Origin of the sequence: Arthrobacter jinronghuae, assembly GCF_025244825.1 — a bacterium.
Classification (GTDB): domain Bacteria; phylum Actinomycetota; class Actinomycetes; order Actinomycetales; family Micrococcaceae; genus Arthrobacter_B; species Arthrobacter_B jinronghuae.
In genome coordinates this window covers 2,111,943-2,131,088 of record NZ_CP104263.1, presented here as the reverse complement: position 1 = coordinate 2,131,088, position 19,146 = coordinate 2,111,943, and the positions used below count along the sequence as shown (strand labels likewise).

The window sequence follows — 19,146 nt, the reverse complement described above, 5'->3', positions numbered from 1 at the left end:
CGCGGGCATGTTTACTCTGGGGTCCCTTCCGCACGCCGTCGTCGGCGCACCCATGGCCGGCGGGCCGTCCACTCCGGCGCTGGCCGCGGCGGTCAGCAACGCCGGCGGCCTGGGGTTCCTGGCCGCCGGCTATCGAAGCCCGGAGGCGCTGGCGGAGGAAATCACCGCGACCCGGGCAATGACCAGACGGCCGTTCGGAGTAAACCTCTTCGTGCCGGACGCCGCGAACACCGGCGGTTCCGGAACGTCCCGGCAGGTCGCTGCCGCCCTTGCCTACCGGGAGCAGCTCACCCGGGACTATCCGCCGGAGCTGCTGCCGCTGCCGGATCCGGAGGACGACGACGGCTGGGACGCCAAACTCGATGCAGTCCTCCGCCTGCAGGTACCGGTGGTGTCCTTTACCTTCAGCCTGCCCGGCAGGGACGTTATTGCTGCGCTCCGGGATGCAGGCACCGCCGTTGCCGTCACCGTGACCACCGCAGCGGAAGCGGAACTGGCCGTTGCGGCCGGCGCACGTGTGCTGTGTCTGCAGGGGCCCGAGGCGGGCGGCCACCGCGGCACGTTCGACGCCGGGGCGGAGCCGGCCGAGCAGCCGTTGGTCGACCTGGTGCGCGCGGTTCGGGACACCTTCAGCTCAGCCCGGGTCGAACTCATTGCCGCCGGAGGAATCAGCACCGCTGCACAGGTTCGGACCCTGCGGGCCGCCGGCGCGGACGCCGTGCAGATCGGCACCGCGCTGCTGTTGAGCCCGGAGGCCGGGACCAGTCCCGTGCACCGAGCGGCACTGCAGGATCCGCAGTTTGCACAGACCGCACTGACCCGGGCCTTTTCCGGCCGCACCGCACGGGGACTGGCCAATCGTTTTATGGCCCGGCACCCTGACGCTCCCGCCGCGTACCCGCTGGTCAACCAAATCACCAAGGGGCTTCGGGCGCAGGCGGTGGCCGCGGGGGACCCGCACGGCACCAGCCTCTGGGCCGGAACCGGTTACCGGTCGGCACTGCCGGAACCGGCCGCCGCCGTGGTCGCGCGATTGGGGGGGCGCATTAACCGTTGCTAGGGCAGGCTGATCCGGACGAACACCGACGCCGCATTGCGGGCCGCCTGCGCCAGCACCGCAGCTTTCGGATCTGCGACGTCCAGCGGGCGCAGCCGGGGCAGGCCGGCCCAGCGCGCAAACTCCCGCCGTCCTACTACCTGCTCGGCCAGCATCCGGTCGCCGCCGAAGACGAGGTACTCCGGGGTTGCACCGCCGAATACGGCCGCTGCCTGCTCCGCGGCGGTGGTAGCCAACGCGTCGGCTGCGTTGGCCCGGCGGCTGTTGGGTGAGCCCGTTTTCGAGCCCAGCAGGCGGCCTTCCCTGGCAACGCCCACGGCATATCCGCCGCGGCGGACCAGCACCAGCCCCAGGGTCCGGGCCTGCCCGGCCAGTGAGGCGAGGCGTTCGACGTCGTTGGTTCCCCGCCCGGGACGGCCGTCGGCAGGCCACGGTCCGAGCAGTTCGGCCTCGGCCCCGGACGCCGCGCGGACCCGGATGCCCTCGTTCCCTGGCAGGAGCTGAAGCGCCCCCTGGTTCGCCTCGAACCGTTCCAGCCAGCCGGCCAGCCGCTCTGCCGGAACATAGGTGGTGCGCGAGGCAGGCATGGCCGGGTCTGCTTTCAACGAAAAGAGGGGTGGACCTGCTCAGGTTACGGCACGAGTAGCCTTGAAGCGTGAATGGTTTGCCGGGGAATGATTTGTTCAGCGTAGACGGAGACGACGACGCAGAGTTCGACGACGCCGGGGCAGCCCCGGGCACGAGAGTGCGGCCGCGCAGCCCCCTGGCGGTCCGGATGCGCCCGCGCACCGTGGACGAGGTGGTGGGGCAGCAGCACCTGCTCGGCCCCGGTTCGCCGCTGCGCACACTGGCGTCGTCCGCTGACGAACGCAACCCCGCCGGACCCTCCTCGGTCATGCTGTGGGGGCCGCCGGGCACCGGCAAGACCACGCTGGCGCACGTCGTCGCCCGGGGTGCAGGCCGCAAGTTCGTGGAACTCTCCGCCATCACGGCCGGCGTCAAGGACGTCCGCCGGGTCATGGAGCAGGCCCTGACGGACCGGGACCTGCACGGCGTCACCACCATCCTCTTCCTGGACGAGATCCACCGCTTTAACAAGGCACAGCAGGACGCACTGCTGCCCGGAGTGGAAAACCGGTGGGTGGTCCTGATGGCAGCGACCACGGAGAACCCGTCCTTCTCCGTGGTTTCCCCGCTGCTGTCCCGGTCGCTGCTGCTCACACTGAAGCCGCTGACCGAGGAGGACATTGCCGCCCTGCTCCAACGCGCCGTCGAGGATGAACGGGGACTCGCGGGGCGGGTCACGCTTAGCGCTGAGGCGCTGGAGCACCTGGTCCGGCTGGCGGCAGGGGACGCCCGCCGTGGCCTGACCGCGCTCGAGGCCGCCGCCGGCGTCGCCTATTCCGAGAAAGCGGACGGCGACGACGTCCCGGAAGTCACGCTGAAGCATGCCGAAGAGGCGCTGGACGTCGCGGCGCTGCGGTACGACCGCGCGGGGGACCAGCACTACGACATCACCAGCGCGTTCATCAAGTCCCTGCGCGGATCCGACGTCGACGCCGCCCTGCACTACCTGGCCCGCATGCTGGAATCGGGGGAGGACCCGCGGTTTATTTCCCGGCGGCTGATCATCTCCGCCTCGGAGGACGTGGGAATGGCGGACCCGACGGCGCTGCAGACCGCCGTCGCGGCGGCCCAGGCCGTACAGCTGATCGGCATGCCTGAAGGGCGGATCATCCTGGCGGAGGCGGTGGTGCATATTGCCACCGCGCCGAAATCCAACGCTGCCTACAACGGCATCAACGCGGCCATCGCCGACGTGCGGGCCGGGCGCGGGCAGGGCGTTCCATCCCACCTGCGCGATGCCCACTACCCGGGCGCGAAGCAGCTGGGGCACGGCAAGGGGTATGTCTATTCGCATGATTCCCCGCACGGCGTCGCACGCCAGCAGTACGCGCCGGATGACCTGGTTGGAAAGAACTACTACGAACCCACCGGCAACGGAGTGGAGCGCGACATCTCCGCAAGGCTGGAGCGGCTGCGGGGAATCATTCGGGGCGAGAAGTCCTGACCTGCCCCGGGTGCTCCTGCCGGCGGGCGCCGCGGTGCGTGTTAGCATTGATGGTTGACTGGCAAGCCGGTTGTCGATTTCGACACCCTCGGCTGTAGCAGACGGCAGCGGTTGGCCGGAGCTCTCCCTAATGGAGGCCAGCATATTTCGCAGCAGTCACGGCACGTACTACCGCCGTGGCCAAACCGCCAAACAGTGAAAGGTGAACGTGGCTAACAACACACGTGCACGCCGGCAGGCACGCGCATCGCGCGCCCTCGGCATTGCTTTGACCCCCAAGGCAGCAAAGTACTTCGAGCGTCGGCCTTACCCCCCGGGTGAGCACGGCCGCGCCCGTCGCAAGCAGGACAGCGACTACGCCGTACGTCTGCGTGAAAAGCAGCGTCTGCGCGCACAGTACGGCATCCGCGAAGCACAGATGACCCGTGTCTTCGAAGAAGCCCGCCGTACCGCCGGCCTGACCGGTGAAAACCTGATCGAACTGCTCGAAATGCGTCTCGACGCACTCGTGCTGCGTGCCGGCTTTGCCCGCACGATCGCCCAGGCCCGCCAGCTGGTTGTGCACCGTCACATCATGGTTGACGGCGCCCGCGTGGACCGTCCGTCCTTCCGCGTTTCCGAAGGCCAGCTCATCCACGTGCACCAGCGCAGCGAGACCATGACGCCGTTCCAGGTTGCTGCAGCCGGCGCCCACCGCGACGTCCTGCCCGCCGTTCCGGGTTACCTCGATGTTTCCCTGGACAAGCTGCAGGCACGCCTCGTGCGTCGCCCGAAGCGCTCGGAAGTCCCCGTGACCTGCGAAGAGCAGCTCGTGGTGGAATACTACGCACGCTAATAACGGAAACTTTTCCGTTTACTGTTCAGCCCGCGGCCTTGTGCCGCGGGCTGTTCCGTTATCCGGGGCCGTATTGCTCCTTTCGTGGCGTACACGGCAAAAGTAAGTGCCGCGGCGTTGCAGTAGGTAAGGTACATAGCGGAGTCTTTCGCCGTATCCAGGCGGGACCTTCCGGGCAGATCCGGTCACGGTGATGCGAACCACAAATTTTTGCGCAAGAAGGAGTCCCATGTCGGGTGGAGATATAGCCGGTCTGATCGCGGCCGGTGTGTTTGCCGTATTGGTCGCGTTGCTGGCCGTTCCCGTCTGGAAACTGGGGAAGGTTTTTGACGAGATGCGCGGCGCCATCCGTACGCTCAGCGAGGAGACCACTCCCCTGATCGACGAGGTCACCACAACGGTGTCCACCACCAACCAGCAGCTGCAGAAGGTGGACGGCATCTCCTCGAATGTTTCGGACGCATCGGCCAACTTGTCCGCTCTGTCCTCCCTGGTGGCCGCCACCGTGGGTTCCCCGCTGATCAAGGTCTCGGCATTCAGCTACGGCGTCCGTTCCGCCCTCGCTTCCCGCAGGACCGTCGGCCGCGGCCGACGCAGCCGCTAAGCACACCAACAACTACAGGAGCCAGCCATGATCAAGCGCGTATTTTGGATGTCCATTGGCGTTGCCATCGGCGTCATCGCCGTCCGCCGGGTATCCGAAGCCAAGACCAGCCTGAGCCAGGCGGGGATCAACCGTGCGGTGGATTCCGCAGCAGGTGCCGTGCAGAGCTTCGCCGAAGCCCTGCGTGAAGGCATGGGCCAGCGCGAGGGCGAGCTGCGCGCCGCCCTGGGCCTGGACAACTCCGACAACGTTGCCGAAACGCTGAGGTCCACGCGCCGCTAAGCGGCCGGCACTTCTTCGTCACTGGCAGCACAGCATTACGCACGCAGTTCCACCTGCATGCCGAAACACCATTACCGGAAGGGTATAGAAGCACCATGAAGTCCCACGAGATTGCACGCCGCTGGCTGGATTACTTCAGCAACAAGGGACATACGGTGGTGCCCTCGGCGTCGCTCGTCTCCAACGATCCCTCGCTGCTGTTCACCGTGGCCGGCATGGTGCCGTTCATCCCTTACCTCACCGCCCGCGAAAAGGCGCCGTACAGCCGGGCAACCAGCGTGCAGAAGTGCATCCGCACCGCGGACATCGAAGAAGTGGGCAAGACCGCCCGCCACGGCACCTTCTTCCAGATGGCGGGAAACTTCTCCTTCGGTGACTACTTCAAGGAAGAAGCGATCACCTACGCCTGGGAACTGCTGACCTCCGACGTCGAGAAGGGCGGTTACGGGCTGGACCCGCAGCGGCTCTGGGTCACCGTCTATGAAGACGGCGACGAGCGCGACGACGAAGCACGCGCCATCTGGCGGGACAAAGTCGGTGTTCCGAATGAACGCATCATCGGGACCGGCAAGGCGGACAACTACTGGAACACCGGACAGGCCGGCCCGGGCGGCCCCTGCTCCGAGATCTACTACGACCGCGGCCCGGCCTACGGCCAGGAGGGCGGCCCGGCAGTAGACGAGACGCGCTACATCGAGATCTGGAACCTGGTCTTTATGCAGTACCAGCTCTCCGCCGTGCGCTCCAAGACGGACTTCGACGTGGCCGGCGAACTGCCGCAGAAGAACATCGACACCGGCCTTGGCCTTGAGCGCCTGGCCATGATCCTGCAGGGCGTGGAGAACATGTACGAGACGGACCAGGTCCGTCCCGTGCTGGACAAGGCCGCCGAGCTCTCCGGCAAGACCTACACCAGCTCCGAAGACCCCTCGGACCCGCACCACACGGACGACGTCCGGATGCGCGTGGTTGCCGACCACATCCGCTCCGCCCTGATGCTGATTTCCGACGGCGTGAGCCCCTCCAACGAAGGCCGCGGCTACGTGCTGCGCCGCCTCATCCGCCGGGCCGTGCGTGCCATGCGCCTGCTGGGCGTGGACACCGCCGTGCTGCCCGAACTCCTGCCCGTCTCCCGCGACGCCATGAAGGGTACGTACCCCGAGGTTGAAGCGGACTTCGCCCGGATCAGCCGGATTGCCTACGCCGAGGAGAAGGCGTTCCTGCGCACCATCGCCTCCGGCACCGAGCGCCTGGAAGAAGCCGTCAAGGTGTCCAAGGCTGCCGGAGCTCCGCTGAGCGGCGAAGAAGCCTTTGCCCTGCACGACACCTACGGTTTCCCCATCGACCTCACGCTGGAGATGGCCGAGGAAGCGGGACTGAAGGTCGACGAGGCCGGATTCCGCTCCCTCATGTCCGAGCAGCGCAAGCGTGCCCAGGCAGATGCCCGCGGGAAGAAGCACGGGCACGCCGATATGTCGGTGTTCAACGAACTGCTGGCCGCCGGCTCCACAGTGTTCACCGGCTACGACGAGCTGAAGACCGAATCGAAGGTCCGCGGCATCATTTCCGGGGACTCCCGGGTGGAATACGCCGGGCAGGGTTCGGAGATTTCCCTGGTGCTGGACTCAACCCCGTTCTACGCCGAAGCAGGCGGACAGGCCGCCGATACCGGCCTCATCACCGGTGACGGCTTCGTCCTCGAGGTGCAGGACGTCCAGCGCCCGGTCAAGGGACTGAGCGTACACAAGGCGATTGTCCGCGAAGGTGAGATCGCTGCCGGCGCCAACGTGCTGGCCGCCGTCGACGCCCAGCGCCGCCACGAAGCGGAGCAGGCGCACTCCGGCACGCACATTGTGCATGCCGCCCTGCACCAGATCCTCGGCCCGGAAGCGCTGCAGCGCGGCTCCTTCAACAAGGCCGGCTACCTGCGCTTCGACTTCTCCTGGGGCGAAGGCCTCTCCGACGCCGCAAAGTCCGAAATCGAAGAGGTCTCCAACCTCGCGATCCGCAGCAACTACCAGGTCGAGACCAAGGTCATGTCCCTGGCGGACGCCAAGGCCCTGGGCGCCACCGCACTGTTCGGCGAAGCCTACGGCGACACCGTGCGGGTCGTGGAAATGAACGGCGACTGGTCCCGCGAACTCTGCGGCGGTACACACGTGGCCTCGACGTCCCGCATCGGCAGCCTGACGCTGCTGGGCGAGCAGTCCGTGGGGTCCGGCAACCGCCGGGTCGAAGCCTTCGTGGGTATGGATGCCTTCCGTCACCTGGCCGCAGAGCGGGCACTGGTGAACGAGCTGTCCGAGATGCTCAAGGTCCCGTCGGCGCAGCTCCCGGACCGCCTTGCCGCCACCCTGGCAAAGCTTAAGTCCACCGAGAAGGAACTCGAAAGGCTGCGCCGCGAGCAGCTGTCCGCTTCCGCTGCCGCCCTCGTAGGCACTGCAGTTGACGTTGACGGCGTCCGGCTCCTGGCACACAACGCCGGCGAGGTCGGGGGAGCGGATGATCTGCGCACCTTGGCCCTCGACCTGCGTTCCCGTCTGGGCAGCGAGCCCGCAGCGGTGGCTGTCGCAGGCGTCTCCAACAACCGTCCCGTAGTGATTGTTGCCACCAACGAAGGCGCCCGCGGCGCCGGCGTTAAGGCCGGTGCACTCGTCAAGGTTGCGGCCGGCGTGCTCGGCGGCGGCGGCGGCGGCAAGGACGACGTCGCCCAGGGCGGCGGCTCCGACGCAGGCAGGATCGGAGATGCCCTCACGGCCATCCGCGAAGCCGTGGCCGGGCGGAGCTGACTTGAGTGGTCTGCACGGGGTGAAGCTGGGCGTCGACGTCGGCCTGGTCCGGGTCGGCCTCGCAGCCAGCGACCCCGACGGCGTCCTGGCCATGCCGGTCAGGACGCTGAAGCGGGACGCGAAGAAGAACAGTGACATCCGCGTGGTGGTCCGGGAGGCTGCGGAGCGGGGTGCCGTTGAAGTGTTTGTCGGCCTGCCCCGCAGCCTGGGCGGCGGCGAAACCGCCTCCACGCAGATGGCACGGGACTACGCGCAGGCGCTGGTCCGCGCCCTGGCCGACGCCGGCCAGGAACAGCAGGTGCGGCTGGTGGACGAACGCCTGACTACGGTCTCCGCGCACCGTTCCCTGCGCGAAGCTGGAATGAACAGCCGGAATCACCGTACAGTGGTTGATCAAGCGGCCGCTGTGGCTATTCTGCAGCAGTCTATTGACACACAACGATCCCTGAACCGGGACGTAGGGGAGCTGGTTACACTGCGCCGGCCGCGCCGCGAGAGCGGCGGGGTGCCGGCCCCGACTGAGGAGTTCGACATTTCGCAGGACATCGAGCGCGAAGGCGGTAATACGCCGTGAGCCACAGATATCCCGATTACCCGGCCATGGCGGAGCCTGACCGCAGGCCCGGACAGGGCGGCAGTGATGAACTCCCCGTGGGCGTGTTCTTCGAGGAGCCCGCGGACCTGCCCAGCCGCAGGAGCCAACGGCCGAGCCGTGAAAAGCAGCGCCGCCGCCGTCGCCGGACCATCATCATGGTCACCGTGCTGGCCGTATTTGCAGGGGTGATTTTCGGCCTCATTATGTTCCTTCGGGACCTGCTTGGCATGAACGAGATCCAGGACTACGAGGGTGCCGGCAACGGCACCGTGGCCTTTACCGTTGCAGAAGGTGACGGCCCGCTGCTGATCGGCGGAAAGCTCGAAGCCGAAGACATCGTCGCCACGTCCAAGGAATTCGTCAACGCCTTCACCGCCCAGTCGGACGGACGGGAAATCCAGCCCGGTACGTATGAAATGAAGTACCAGATGTCCTCCTCCGCCGCCGTGGATGCCTTGCTCGGGGACGGCGGCAGCCAGGTGCATTACGCGGCCGTGGCACGCGACCTGCGCCAGAGCGAGGTCTTCGAAGTCCTGAACACCTCCACCCGGATCCCGCTTTCGGAGTTCCAGGCCCTGGCCGCGGACCCGCAGCAGTTCGGCCTGCCGGAGGAAGCAGTAAGCCTGGAGGGCTACCTGCATCCGGGCGAATACCGGTTCGACGTCGAAAAGGACGCCACCGAGATCATTACCGAAATGGTGGATAACACCTTCGCTGAACTCGAAGGGGCCGGTATTACCGATCCCGCCGAGCAGTACCGGATCCTGACCAAGGCCAGCATCATCCAGGCCGAGGCCGGGGAGGCTGACTACGGCGCCGTCGCCGGCTCCATCGAGAACCGGCTGGGCCCGGACAACAAGGAAACCAACGGGCTGATCCAGTCCGATGCCACGGTGACCTACGGCTTGAACCGCAAGAGCTACGAACTCACCCCCGAGGAAAAAGCGGACAAATCCAACCCGTACAACACCTACGCCAACCCCGGCCTGCCCGTCGGTCCCATCGGTTCCCCGAGCCGGGAAGCCATTGAGGCAGCGGCCAACCCGGATGACGTCCCGTACTACTACTGGGTCACCGTCAACCTGGACAGCGGCGAAACCAAGTTCTCCTCCACCCTCGCCGAGCACGCCAAGTACGTCGAGGAATACCAGAACTGGTGCAGTACCCAAAAAGCCGGGCGGTGCGGTTAGCGGTGGATAGCACTGCGCGGCGCGCAGCCGTGCTGGGGCATCCGATCAGCCATTCCAAGTCGCCCCGGCTGCACCGGGCTGCATACGCCCATTTGGGGTTCGACTGCAGCTACGAGGCAATAGACCTTCGCGTTGAGGAGGCCGCGGGATTCGCGGCCTCCCTCCGCGGGCAGGCGGGCTGGACCGGTCTGTCCGTCACTATGCCGCTGAAGGCGGTCATGGTGGCGCAGATGGACGAAGTCGAGCCGCTGGTCAAGGCACTCGGGGTGCTGAATACGGTGACCTTCTCCCGGACGGGATCCCGCACGGTCCTGACCGGCCACAATACCGACGTCGCAGGCATTGCCGGCGCGCTGCGGTACGCCGGAATCGGTGCCCGGCCGCGCGCCGTGGTGCTGGGTGCAGGCGGAACGGCGTGCGCGGCCATTGCGGCCCTCGCGCAGCTGGACGCGTCCGAAACTGTGGTCTGTGCCCGTCGCTTCCCGGAACCCGCCCCCGGCCAGGCCGGGGTATTGGACGCAGGCCGGGCAACCGGCGTTGCTGTCCGCCCGCGCCCGTGGGAGGAGGCGGCCGAGGCCTGTGCGGCTGCCGACGTCGTAATCTGCACGCTGCCGCCGTACGGCGCCGACGGCCTGGCAGAGGACATCGCCGAAGTCCGGGATGGTGCCATCCTCCTGGATGCCGCGTACGACCCATGGCCAAGCAGGATCGCGTCCGTCTGGTCCGGGTTCGGCGGAACGGTGGTGCCGGGCATCGAGATGCTGCTCTACCAGGCCGTGGAGCAGGTAAAGCTGTTTACCGGGGAAGCCTTCTTTGACGAACACGGCGTCACAAACGCCATGTGTGACGCCGTGGGAATCCCGCGGCGCTGAACGCCCCCGCCGGGCATGGCAGTATTGAATGCATGTTGCGTTGGTTGACCGCCGGTGAGTCCCATGGCCCTGCATTGGTCGGAATTGTTGAAGGTGTCCCTGCCGGAGTGGAAGTGGACAGCACCCTGATTTCCGCTGCACTGGCCCGCCGCCGCCTCGGCTATGGCCGCGGCGCCCGGATGAAATTCGAACAGGACGCCGTACGCATCCTCGGCGGCGTCCGCCACGGCAAAACCCAGGGCGGCCCGGTGGCCATCGAGATCGGCAACACCGAGTGGCCCAAATGGGAACAGGTGATGGCTGCTGATCCGGTGGATCCGACAGTCCTGGCCGACTCTGCCCGCAACGCGCCCCTCACCCGCCCCCGTCCGGGGCATGCTGATTTCACCGGCATGCAGAAGTACGGTTTTGACGAAGCCCGTCCCGTCCTGGAACGTGCCAGCGCCCGGGAAACCGCGACCCGCGTAGCGCTTGGCGCCGTCGCCTCTGCCTTCCTGAAGCAGCTGGGCATTGAGCTGGTCAGCCATACCGTGGGCATTGCCGGCGTGATGGCGCCCGGGGACTCGGCGTTGCCGCTCCCGGCCGACGTCGACGCGCTCGACGCCGATCCGATGCGCTGCTTCGATGCAGGCGTCTCGGCCGCCATGGTTGCCGAAGTCGATGCGGCCCACAAGGAGGGCGAAACGCTTGGGGGAGTGGTGGAGGTGCTGGCCTACGGGCTGCCGCCGGGACTGGGCAGCTACGTTCATTGGGACCGCCGGCTTGACGCCCGGATCGCCGGTGCCCTGATGGGTATCCAGGCCATCAAGGGCGTGGAAGTAGGGGACGGTTTCCTCACTGCCACCCGCCGCGGTTCCGCCGCGCACGACGAAATCCTGCAGGACGCCGAGGGCCGCGTGGTCCGCTCCGGCAACCGCGCCGGCGGCATTGAAGGCGGCATGAGCATCGGCGAGCTGCTGCGGGTACGTGCCGCGATGAAACCCATTGCCACCGTGCCGCGGGCGCTGCGCACCGTTGACGTAAGTACCTCCGAACCGGCCCGGGCCCACCACCAGCGGTCTGATGTCTGTGCGGTCCCCGCTGCCGGTGTGGTTGCCGAAGCCATGGTGGCGTTGGTCCTGGCCGAAGCCGTGATCGAGAAGTTCGGCGGCGATTCCGTGCCCGAAACCGCGCGGAACCTGCACGCCTACCTGGCTGCCATCCCGCAGCCGCTGGAATCCGCCGGTACCGATGTCCTCTAGGAACGGCAGGTCCAGGGCGCTCGACCGGCACCTGGTCCTGATGGGCTTTATGGCAGCCGGGAAATCGGTGGTCGGCCGCGGGTTCGCCGCCCGCCAGGGGATGCCGTTCCTGGATACCGACGAGGCCGTAGTGGCACGCTACGGCCCCATTGCCGGTATCTTCAGCGCCTACGGTGAGCACTATTTCCGGGAGGTCGAGGCGCGGACCGTTGCCGCGGCGCTCGAAGCCCGGGTGCCCACGGTCATCTCGCTGGGCGGCGGAGCCGTACTGGACTCGGGGACGCAGCAGTTGCTCAGCGGCGCCACTGTAGTGTTTCTGGATACGGACCTTGCCACAGTGCTTCCGCGGATCACCCGTGCAGGTCACCGTCCACTGCTCGCACCGGACCCGGTCCGGCGCTGGCAGGAGCTGGCGGACATCCGCCGCCCCATATACGAATCCCTGGCCGACATCACCATAGACACCAGGGGACTCACCGTTCCGGCCATTATTGACCGGCTGACTTCCGTCCTCATCAAAGGAGAAGACTAGATGCCCTCCGAACCCACGATCATCCCGGTGACCGGCTCCAATCCCGCAGAGAACTACGACGTCGTCGTAGGCAACGGCCTGCTTGGCCGGCTGCCGGACATGCTGGGTGAGCGCGTGCGCCGCGTCCTGGTCATCCACCCGCGCGCCCTGCGTACGACCGGCGATACCGTACGCGACGAACTCGCCGCCACGGGCCTGACCGCCGTCACCGCCGAGATCCCGGACGCCGAAGAGGGCAAGCACATCCAGGTGGCGTCCTTCTGCTGGCAGGTCCTGGGCCAGAACGATTTCACCCGGTCCGATGCCATTGTCGCCGTGGGCGGCGGAGCTGTCACCGACGTGGCCGGCTTCGTCGCCGCCACCTGGCTGCGGGGCATCAAAGTGGTGCACATCCCCACGTCCCTGCTGGGCATGGTGGATGCGGCCGTGGGCGGCAAGACGGCCATCAACACCGCCGAGGGCAAGAACCTCGTGGGCGCCTTCCACCCGCCGGCCGGGGTGCTGGCGGACCTGGACGCCCTGGCCACCCTGCCGAAGAACGAACTGCTCAGCGGCATGGCCGAGGTCATCAAGTGCGGGTTCATTGCCGACCCTGCCATCCTGGACCTGGTCGAAGCGAACCCGGAGGCAGTGGCCGACGGCGCTTCCGACGTCGTCCGCGAACTGGTGGAACGTTCCATCGGGGTCAAGGCCGAAATTGTCTCCTCGGACCTGCGCGAATCCGGCCGCCGGGAATTCCTGAACTACGGGCACACCCTGGGCCACTCCATCGAGCTGGCGGAACGCTACCAGTGGCGGCACGGCGCGGCGGTGTCCGTCGGCCTGGTCTTCGCCGCGGAACTGGGCCGGACGGTGGGCCGGCTGGATGACGCCACGGCGGACCGGCACAAGGAAATCCTTTCCTCGCTGGGGCTTCCCGTGACCTACCGTAAGGACCGCTGGTCTGCCCTGCTGGACGGCATGCGTCGGGACAAGAAGTCCCGCGGGGACCTGTTGCGCTTCGTGGTGCTGGACGGACTGGCTAAACCGTCCATGCTCGAGGTCCCGGACACCTCGCTGCTGTTCGCGGCCTACCAGGAGATCGCCTCCGAGCCGCAGGGCGGAATCCGCCTCAGCCTGTAGGTTCTGCGCGAGCGGGTAGAATAGTCGACGGACTTGAATAAAACGTACTTTGACTAACGAACGTACTTTGATTAACGACTGACTAACAACGGAAGAGAAACTGTGGCGACGACCAACGACATCAAGAACGGCACCGTGCTGAAGCTTGAAGGCAACCTCTGGAGCATCATCGAGTTCCAGCACGTGAAGCCGGGCAAGGGTGGTGCGTTCGTCCGTACCAAGATGCGCAACGTGACTTCGGGCAAGGTAGTGGACAAGACGTTCAACGCCGGCATCAAGGTCGAGACCGCCACCGTGGACCGCCGCGATTACCAGTACCTGTACCAGGACGGCGAAGACTACGTCTTCATGGACACCTCCGACTTCGACCAGCTGACGGTCCCCGGCAAGATTGTCGGTGACAACGCGAACTTCATGATGGAGTCCATGATGGTCACCATCGCGATCCACGAAGGTTCGCCGCTGTACATCGAGCTGCCGCCGTCGGTCACCATGGAAATCACCTACACGGAGCCGGGCCTGCAGGGCGACCGCTCCACCGGCGGCACCAAGCCCGCCACCATCGAGACCGGCTACGAGATCCAGGTGCCCCTGTTCCTGGAGCAGGGCACCAAGGTCAAGGTTGACACCCGCACCGGCGACTACCTGGGACGCGTTAACGAGTGAGTGCACGCAGTAAAGCACGGACCCGGGCACTGGAGGTCCTTTTCGAAGCCGAACAGCGTTCGGTTTCTGCCTTCGATGCCATTCGGGCCCGCCGCGAAAAGACCGACCAGACCATCAACCCCTACACCATGGACCTGGTGGAAGGCGTGGTTGCGATGCAGGAGCAGATCGATGAGTTCCTGAGTACGTATTCGCAGGGCTGGACGCTTGATCGCATGCCTTCGGTGGACCGCATCATCCTCCGCCTGGGCACTTGGGAACTTCTCTACAACGACGACGTTCCCGACAAGGTGGCCATCAGCGAAGCCGTGGAATTGGCGAAAGCGCTCTCCACGGACGAATCCCCGGCCTTCATCAACGGCCTGCTCGGACGGCTGCAGGAACTCAAGCCGTCCCTGCTGGCCTAGCCAGGATCCAAACAGCCAGAAAAGACCGGCCCCGCGGGGCCGGTCTTTTCTGCGTCCTCAGCCGTTTTCAGGCGTTTCCAGTTGTTTTCAGCCGTTTCTACCGGGGCTGCAGGGCCTGCCCGGCCAGCATGGTGGTCCGGATGCCGGTCACTTCACCCAGCAGGGTCCGCTCGTACTCCATATTGGCGCTGACATCCCGGCCGGAAGCGATCTGCTGCCGGGTTAGGGCCAGGCGGGTGGCCCGCCGGATGAATTCCTTCATGTGTGGTGCCGCCCCGGTGGCCCGGGCCCAGCCCATTGCCTGGCGGCGGCCGGCACCGGTGGCCAGCATCCTCACTTCTGCAGGGGTGAACCAGCCCGCCGTGGCGTATTCGGAGAGCCGTCGCAGGGTCAGGCGCTGCTCCGCGCGGCGCAGCAGCCATACGCCGGTGACCGCCGCCCCGAAGAACGGGACCTGGAGCAGGAAGTAGAAGAGGAAGAAGTCCCCGAAAAACAACGCGGGGCCGCCGTTCCACAGCATGTGCCCCAGCATGGCCGGAATCAAGCCGAGCACGAAGGCCGGCAGGATCCACGCGTTGCCCGCACGCCGCGCCGCCAGGCCCAGGGCGAGCCCGGTGCAGGCGGTGAACAGGACATGTGCAAAGGGCGAGAGCAGCCCGCGGAGGATGAAAATAAACCCGAGCTCGTACACCGTTTCCGGGCCGGCCGTCCGCAGCGCCGACCCGAAGTAGAGGATGTTTTCCGTGAAGGCGAACCCCGCTGCCACGGCGGCGGCAAACACGATGCCGTCCACCGGCCCGTCAAAGATCCGCCGTCGCACCAGCAGCAGCAGGAGGATGCCCAGCCCCTTGGCGATCTCCTCCACCACGGGAGCCTGGACCACCGCGCCCAGCAGGTCCGCCGAGCCGTAGGGGACCAGCTCCAGCAGGGCATACGTGAAGTACGGGCCAACCAGCAGGGCGATGGCCACTGAAACCCCGGCGCCCCAGAGGAAGGAGAAAACCAGGCTGCTGCGCGGTTCCGGTTCCCACCGGTCCACCCACCAGATACCCAGCACACAGATGCCCAGGGGAACCAGCGCGAGGAGCCCGCAGATAATAAAGGCCGGCGGGCCGAGGCCGTCGACCAGGTACATGCCCACCCAGGCCAGTGCTACGGCGGAGAGCGCAATCAGCACTACGGTGGCGGCCAGGCCCTTGTCCCGGCGTGGTGCCGGAGGGGACCAGAACGCCTGGACGGGTGCGGCGCCGTCGCCAGGGCCGTAGCCCGGAGGGGCTGGATGCTGCTGCTGGGCGGGGAAGATACCGGGTGCGCTCATGCGCTGGGCCTGCTCATAGCAGACAGGATAGTTGCAGCGCGGCACTTAGCGTCACACACAGCGGGCGGCGGCGTGGCCTGTGATAGCTTGGTGCCGCATTCAACCTTTAAGTTCCGTCCTGTGAGGCGGGGAAGGAGGAAGCGAATATGACGGCCAAAGATGCCATTTCCAGCCGTACTGTTTTGTCTTCAGCTGACATTGACCGCGCCCTGACGCGTATTGCCTATGAGATCCTCGAGGCCAACAAGGGCCCCGAAGACCTGGTCCTGATGGGGATTCCGCGCCGCGGCTATCCGTTGGCCCAGCGCCTGGCCGCGAAGATCGCGGCGGCGGCCCCCGGCGTCGATCCCGCTGCCATCACCGGCCAGCTCGATGTCACCATGTTCCGCGACGATCTCGCCCGCAGGCCCACCCGGCCGCCCTACGCCACCCGCGTCCCGGTCACCGGCATTGATGACAAGGTGGTGGTGCTGGTGGACGACGTCCTGTATTCCGGCCGCACCATCCGCTCCGCGCTCGATGCCCTCGTGGACCTGGGCCGGCCGCGCATCGTCCGGCTGGCGGTGCTCGTGGACCGCGGCCACCGCGAACTGCCCATCCGCGCTGACCACGTGGGCAAGAACCTGCCTACCGCTTCCATTGAACAGGTCCGGGTCCGGCTGGCCGAAAGCGACAGCTCGGCCGCAGGCGGGCCGGCCACAGACGAAGTGGTCATCGAGGGCATTGCATGAGGCACCTGCTGTCCACGCTGGACCTTGGCCGGGATGACGCCCTGGCCATCCTGGATACGGCGGAGCAGATGGCCGCGGTAGGGGAGCGGGAAGTGAAGAAGCTCCCGGCCCTGCGCGGCCGCACCGTGGTGAACCTCTTCTTCGAGGACTCCACCCGCACACGCATCTCCTTTGAAGCGGCCGCGAAACGGCTGTCCGCCGACGTCATCAATTTCTCCGCCAAGGGGTCGTCGGTCTCCAAGGGCGAATCACTGAAGGACACGGCACAGACGCTGGCAGCCATGGGCGCCGACGCCGTGGTGATCCGGCACGGATCCTCCGGAGCGCCCGCGCGGCTGGCCTCCTCCGGCTGGATTGATGCCGCAGTGCTCAACGCCGGGGACGGCACGCACGAACACCCCACCCAGGCGCTGCTGGATGCCTTCACCATGCGGCGGCACTGGGCGCGGCTGCACGGCACGGAGTCCGCCGGCACCGACCTGGCCGGAATGAAGGTGGTGATTGCCGGGGACGTGCTGCATTCGCGGGTTGCCCGCTCGGACCTGTGGCTGCTTCGGACACTCGGCGCGGAGGTCACCCTGGTTGCACCGCCCACGCTGCTGCCGTTCGGCGTCGAGTCCTGGCCCTGCACCGTCAGCTACGACCTGGACGAGGCGCTGGCGACCCGGCCGGATGCCGTCATGATGCTGCGGGTGCAGGGCGAACGGATGCACTCGGCTTTCTTCCCGTCCGTCCGCGAGTATTCCCGCCGCTGGGGCCTGGACGACGTCCGCCTCGACCGGCTGGACGCCCTGGGCCTGACGGACACCATCATCATGCACCCCGGTCCGATGAACCGCGGGCTGGAAATTTCCGCCCGTGCCGCTGATTCGCCCCGCTCCACCGTCCTGGACCAGGTCCGCAACGGCGTCTCCGTGCGGATGGCCGCCCTTTACCTGCTGCTCTCCGGAGAGAACAGCACCGCCCGTACCCAGCAGGAGCAGACGCGATGAGCACTTCCGGCACCTATTTGATCCGCGGAGCGTCAGTGCTCGGCACCGAACGTGCGGATATCCGCATCGAGGACGGCACCATCACCGCCGTCGCACCGGCGCTGCCGGTGCCCGAGGGCGCCCTCGTGGTGGAGGCGGAGGGCCTGGTCGCCCTGCCCGGCATGGTGGACCTGCACACACACCTCCGCGAACCCGGCCGGGAAGACGCCGAAACGGTGGAAACCGGCACCCGTGCCGCAGCGCTCGGCGGCTTCACCGCCGTGCACGCCATGGCCAACAGCATGCCGGTCGCAGACACCGCCGGCGTGGTGGAACAGGTCCTGAGCCTGGGGGAGCGGTCCGGCTGGGTGGATGTGCGTCCGGTAGGGGCGGTCACCGTGGGCCTTGAGGGCCGGCAGCTTGCCGAACTCGGCGCGATGGCCGATTCCCGCGCCCGGGTACGCGTGTTTTCCGACGACGGCAAGTGCGTCTCGGACCCGGTGCTGATGCGCCGTGCGCTGGAATACGTGAAGGCATTCGACGGCGTCGTTGCCCAGCACGCCCAGGAGCCACGCCTCACCGAAGGCGCGCAGATGAACGAAGGGGAAGTCAGCGCCGTCCTCGGGCTGGCCGGCTGGCCCGCCGTCGCCGAGGAATCCATCATCGCCCGCGATGTCCTGCTGGCACGGCACACAGGCTCCCGCCTGCATGTCTGCCACGTCTCGACCGCGGGGTCGGTGGAAATCCTCCGCTGGGCCAAGGATCGCGGCATCCGGGTCACCGCCGAGGTAACCCCGCACCATCTGCTGCTGACCGATGAACTGGTGCGGACCTATGATCCGGTCTACAAGGTGAACCCGCCCCTGCGCACCGAAGCGGACGTGCAGGCGGTCCGCCGCGGCCTCGCCGACGGCACCATCGACATTGTCGGCACCGACCATGCCCCGCACCCCAGCGAGCACAAGGAAGGCGAGTGGGCGACGGCGGCCATGGGCATGACCGGCCTGGAGACGGCACTCTCGGTGGTGCAGCACGCGATGATCGACACGGGGCTGATGGACTGGGCAGGTTTCGCCCGCGTCACCTCTGCGACACCAGCGCTGATCGGCCGGGTCCCGGGCCAGGGCAGGCCCCTGGCCGCCGGCGAACCGGCCAACGTCATATTGGTGAACCCGTCTGCGCGAAGAAGGGTCGACCCTTCTAAGATGGCTAGCAAGGGACGCAACAGTCCGTTTGCCGGACTGGAACTGCCCGGTGGAGTCGAAACGGTTTTCTACGCCGGCCACCCCACCGTCCTGAACGGCAGACTGAACACGCCCCACCCCGCTGCCGCAAAGGAATCCTGATGGAACTGGTCTTTTTCTTCCTGGGCCTGGCCGCCCTTATCGTCGTGGTCCTGGGTCTGTTCGCCCTGGGCTGGCGCGGCCGACGACGCCGCCAGCAGGACACGCCCCGCCCCCGGCCCCTGCCGGACGAGCTGTCCGATCCGGGCTTCCAGGCGCTGGGCCAATACGTCGCCACCACCACCGCGGGTGACTGGCTGGACCGCGTGGCGGTTTACGGGCTGGGCGTAAAATCCAACGCCACCGCCGCTGTTTTCCCCGAAGGCGTGCTCTTTGCCCGCTCCGGCGCCGACGACCTCTGGATTCCGCGGCAGGATCTGCACAGCGTCCGGCTGGAGCGCGGCATGGCCGGAAAATTCGTTGAAAAGGACGGACTGGTCATCGTGACCTGGCAGCTGGGACCCAAGCGCGTCGACACCGGCTTCCGCACCCGCTCCGCGGACGAGAAGACACCCCTGGTCCGCGCCATTACTGAACTTCTGCCGGAATCGGCCACCCCTAGCGAGGAACAACTGTGACA

20 protein-coding genes are annotated in these 19,146 nt (G+C 67.0%); 18 read left to right on the top strand and 2 right to left on the bottom strand.

All coding sequences use genetic code 11. The features are described from left to right. Nucleotides 1-7 precede the first annotated feature (7 nt). On the top strand, nucleotides 8-1,060 hold the full coding sequence (locus N2K98_RS09925) for a nitronate monooxygenase (RefSeq protein WP_255865701.1): 1,053 nt from the start codon (nucleotides 8-10) through the stop codon (nucleotides 1,058-1,060). Here N2K98_RS09925 and N2K98_RS09920 read toward each other — a convergent pair. Beyond that, nucleotides 1,057-1,644, bottom strand: coding sequence for a Vms1/Ankzf1 family peptidyl-tRNA hydrolase (locus tag N2K98_RS09920; RefSeq protein ID WP_255865700.1), 588 nt, complete (start codon nucleotides 1,642-1,644; stop codon nucleotides 1,057-1,059). The two genes, N2K98_RS09925 and N2K98_RS09920, sit on opposite strands and share 4 nt — an antisense overlap. A gap of 92 nt (nucleotides 1,645-1,736) precedes the next feature. Here N2K98_RS09920 and N2K98_RS09915 point away from each other — a divergent pair, with 92 nt between their 5' ends. The 13 genes from N2K98_RS09915 to nusB all read left to right on the top strand — a co-directional run bounded on the left by N2K98_RS09915 (nucleotide 1,737) and on the right by nusB (nucleotide 14,263). Then, entirely contained in the window at nucleotides 1,737-3,128 is a 1,392-nt protein-coding gene (locus tag N2K98_RS09915) for a replication-associated recombination protein A (RefSeq protein WP_255865699.1), read from the top strand. A gap of 208 nt (nucleotides 3,129-3,336) precedes the next feature. Then, nucleotides 3,337-3,963 carry a 30S ribosomal protein S4 gene (gene rpsD, locus N2K98_RS09910; RefSeq protein WP_104054795.1) on the top strand — a complete coding sequence of 209 codons (627 nt, stop codon included), beginning with the start codon at nucleotides 3,337-3,339 and terminating at the stop codon, nucleotides 3,961-3,963. 229 nt (nucleotides 3,964-4,192) lie between these two features. Beyond that, entirely contained in the window at nucleotides 4,193-4,567 is a 375-nt protein-coding gene (locus N2K98_RS09905) for a DUF948 domain-containing protein (protein ID WP_229951780.1), read from the top strand. A 27-nt stretch (nucleotides 4,568-4,594) separates the two neighbouring features. After that, nucleotides 4,595-4,849: a hypothetical protein gene (locus N2K98_RS09900; RefSeq protein ID WP_227921347.1), complete on the top strand. Its 255-nt coding sequence runs from the start codon at nucleotides 4,595-4,597 to the stop codon at nucleotides 4,847-4,849. A 95-nt stretch (nucleotides 4,850-4,944) separates the two neighbouring features. Next, nucleotides 4,945-7,638: an alanine--tRNA ligase gene (gene alaS / locus N2K98_RS09895; protein ID WP_255797573.1), complete on the top strand. Its 2,694-nt coding sequence runs from the start codon at nucleotides 4,945-4,947 to the stop codon at nucleotides 7,636-7,638. 1 nt (nucleotide 7,639) lies between these two features. Continuing rightward, nucleotides 7,640-8,212: a Holliday junction resolvase RuvX gene (gene ruvX / locus N2K98_RS09890; RefSeq protein ID WP_255797574.1), complete on the top strand. Its 573-nt coding sequence runs from the start codon at nucleotides 7,640-7,642 to the stop codon at nucleotides 8,210-8,212. Beyond that, a complete protein-coding gene (gene mltG / locus N2K98_RS09885) occupies nucleotides 8,209-9,423 on the top strand; it encodes an endolytic transglycosylase MltG (RefSeq protein WP_255797575.1) in 1,215 nt (404 codons plus the stop codon). The genes ruvX and mltG overlap by 4 nt, the downstream gene beginning before the upstream one ends. 2 nt (nucleotides 9,424-9,425) lie before the next feature. Next, nucleotides 9,426-10,295, top strand: a complete 870-nt coding sequence (locus tag N2K98_RS09880) for a shikimate dehydrogenase family protein (protein ID WP_255865698.1) — start codon at nucleotides 9,426-9,428, stop codon at nucleotides 10,293-10,295. 32 nt (nucleotides 10,296-10,327) lie between these two features. Further along, nucleotides 10,328-11,536, top strand: a complete 1,209-nt coding sequence (aroC, locus tag N2K98_RS09875) for a chorismate synthase (RefSeq protein ID WP_255865697.1) — start codon at nucleotides 10,328-10,330, stop codon at nucleotides 11,534-11,536. Then, nucleotides 11,526-12,068: a shikimate kinase gene (locus tag N2K98_RS09870; protein WP_255797578.1), complete on the top strand. Its 543-nt coding sequence runs from the start codon at nucleotides 11,526-11,528 to the stop codon at nucleotides 12,066-12,068. The genes aroC and N2K98_RS09870 overlap by 11 nt, the downstream gene beginning before the upstream one ends. Further along, nucleotides 12,069-13,190, top strand: a complete 1,122-nt coding sequence (gene aroB, locus N2K98_RS09865; RefSeq protein ID WP_229951787.1) for a 3-dehydroquinate synthase — start codon at nucleotides 12,069-12,071, stop codon at nucleotides 13,188-13,190. Between the two features lie 102 nt (nucleotides 13,191-13,292). Next, complete coding sequence (efp, locus tag N2K98_RS09860) at nucleotides 13,293-13,856, top strand: elongation factor P (RefSeq protein WP_227911484.1); 564 nt, start codon at nucleotides 13,293-13,295, stop codon at nucleotides 13,854-13,856. Then, a complete protein-coding gene (gene nusB / locus N2K98_RS09855) occupies nucleotides 13,853-14,263 on the top strand; it encodes a transcription antitermination factor NusB (protein ID WP_227921364.1) in 411 nt (136 codons plus the stop codon). Before efp ends, nusB begins: the two co-directional genes overlap by 4 nt. Before the next feature lie 97 nt (nucleotides 14,264-14,360). Here the strand turns inward: nusB and N2K98_RS09850 are convergent, their stop codons facing one another. Beyond that, nucleotides 14,361-15,581, bottom strand: coding sequence for a PrsW family intramembrane metalloprotease (locus tag N2K98_RS09850; protein ID WP_255865696.1), 1,221 nt, complete (start codon nucleotides 15,579-15,581; stop codon nucleotides 14,361-14,363). 146 nt (nucleotides 15,582-15,727) lie between these two features. Here N2K98_RS09850 and pyrR point away from each other — a divergent pair, with 146 nt between their 5' ends. Genes pyrR through N2K98_RS09830 form a run of 4 tightly spaced genes read left to right on the top strand, consistent with a single transcriptional unit; the run spans nucleotide 15,728 to nucleotide 19,144 of the window. Beyond that, complete coding sequence (pyrR, locus tag N2K98_RS09845; protein ID WP_255797580.1) at nucleotides 15,728-16,312, top strand: bifunctional pyr operon transcriptional regulator/uracil phosphoribosyltransferase PyrR; 585 nt, start codon at nucleotides 15,728-15,730, stop codon at nucleotides 16,310-16,312. Further along, nucleotides 16,309-17,304 (top strand): aspartate carbamoyltransferase catalytic subunit, encoded by a 996-nt coding sequence (locus tag N2K98_RS09840; protein ID WP_255865695.1) that lies wholly within the window; start codon nucleotides 16,309-16,311, stop codon nucleotides 17,302-17,304. The genes pyrR and N2K98_RS09840 overlap by 4 nt, the downstream gene beginning before the upstream one ends. Beyond that, nucleotides 17,301-18,629, top strand: coding sequence for a dihydroorotase (locus N2K98_RS09835; protein WP_255865694.1), 1,329 nt, complete (start codon nucleotides 17,301-17,303; stop codon nucleotides 18,627-18,629). The genes N2K98_RS09840 and N2K98_RS09835 overlap by 4 nt, the downstream gene beginning before the upstream one ends. Continuing rightward, nucleotides 18,629-19,144 carry a PH-like domain-containing protein gene (locus tag N2K98_RS09830; protein ID WP_255797583.1) on the top strand — a complete coding sequence of 172 codons (516 nt, stop codon included), beginning with the start codon at nucleotides 18,629-18,631 and terminating at the stop codon, nucleotides 19,142-19,144. Before N2K98_RS09835 ends, N2K98_RS09830 begins: the two co-directional genes overlap by 1 nt. Nucleotides 19,145-19,146: the final 2 nt, after the last annotated feature.

Excerpts from the sequence above, each read along its gene's own strand:
- N2K98_RS09925 (WP_255865701.1), top strand. The coding sequence starts at position 8 with ATGTTTACTCTGGGGTCCCTTCCGCACGCCGTCGTCGGCGCACCCATG.
- N2K98_RS09920 (WP_255865700.1), bottom strand. The coding sequence starts at position 1,644 with ATGCCTGCCTCGCGCACCACCTATGTTCCGGCAGAGCGGCTGGCCGGC.
- N2K98_RS09905 (WP_229951780.1), top strand. The coding sequence starts at position 4,193 with ATGTCGGGTGGAGATATAGCCGGTCTGATCGCGGCCGGTGTGTTTGCC.
- N2K98_RS09900 (WP_227921347.1), top strand. The coding sequence starts at position 4,595 with ATGATCAAGCGCGTATTTTGGATGTCCATTGGCGTTGCCATCGGCGTC.
- alaS (WP_255797573.1), top strand. The coding sequence starts at position 4,945 with ATGAAGTCCCACGAGATTGCACGCCGCTGGCTGGATTACTTCAGCAAC.
- aroC (WP_255865697.1), top strand. The coding sequence starts at position 10,328 with ATGTTGCGTTGGTTGACCGCCGGTGAGTCCCATGGCCCTGCATTGGTC.
- N2K98_RS09870 (WP_255797578.1), top strand. The coding sequence starts at position 11,526 with ATGTCCTCTAGGAACGGCAGGTCCAGGGCGCTCGACCGGCACCTGGTC.
- aroB (WP_229951787.1), top strand. The coding sequence starts at position 12,069 with ATGCCCTCCGAACCCACGATCATCCCGGTGACCGGCTCCAATCCCGCA.
- N2K98_RS09850 (WP_255865696.1), bottom strand. The coding sequence starts at position 15,581 with ATGAGCGCACCCGGTATCTTCCCCGCCCAGCAGCAGCATCCAGCCCCT.
- pyrR (WP_255797580.1), top strand. The coding sequence starts at position 15,728 with ATGACGGCCAAAGATGCCATTTCCAGCCGTACTGTTTTGTCTTCAGCT.
- N2K98_RS09840 (WP_255865695.1), top strand. The coding sequence starts at position 16,309 with ATGAGGCACCTGCTGTCCACGCTGGACCTTGGCCGGGATGACGCCCTG.
- N2K98_RS09835 (WP_255865694.1), top strand. The coding sequence starts at position 17,301 with ATGAGCACTTCCGGCACCTATTTGATCCGCGGAGCGTCAGTGCTCGGC.
- N2K98_RS09830 (WP_255797583.1), top strand. The coding sequence starts at position 18,629 with ATGGAACTGGTCTTTTTCTTCCTGGGCCTGGCCGCCCTTATCGTCGTG.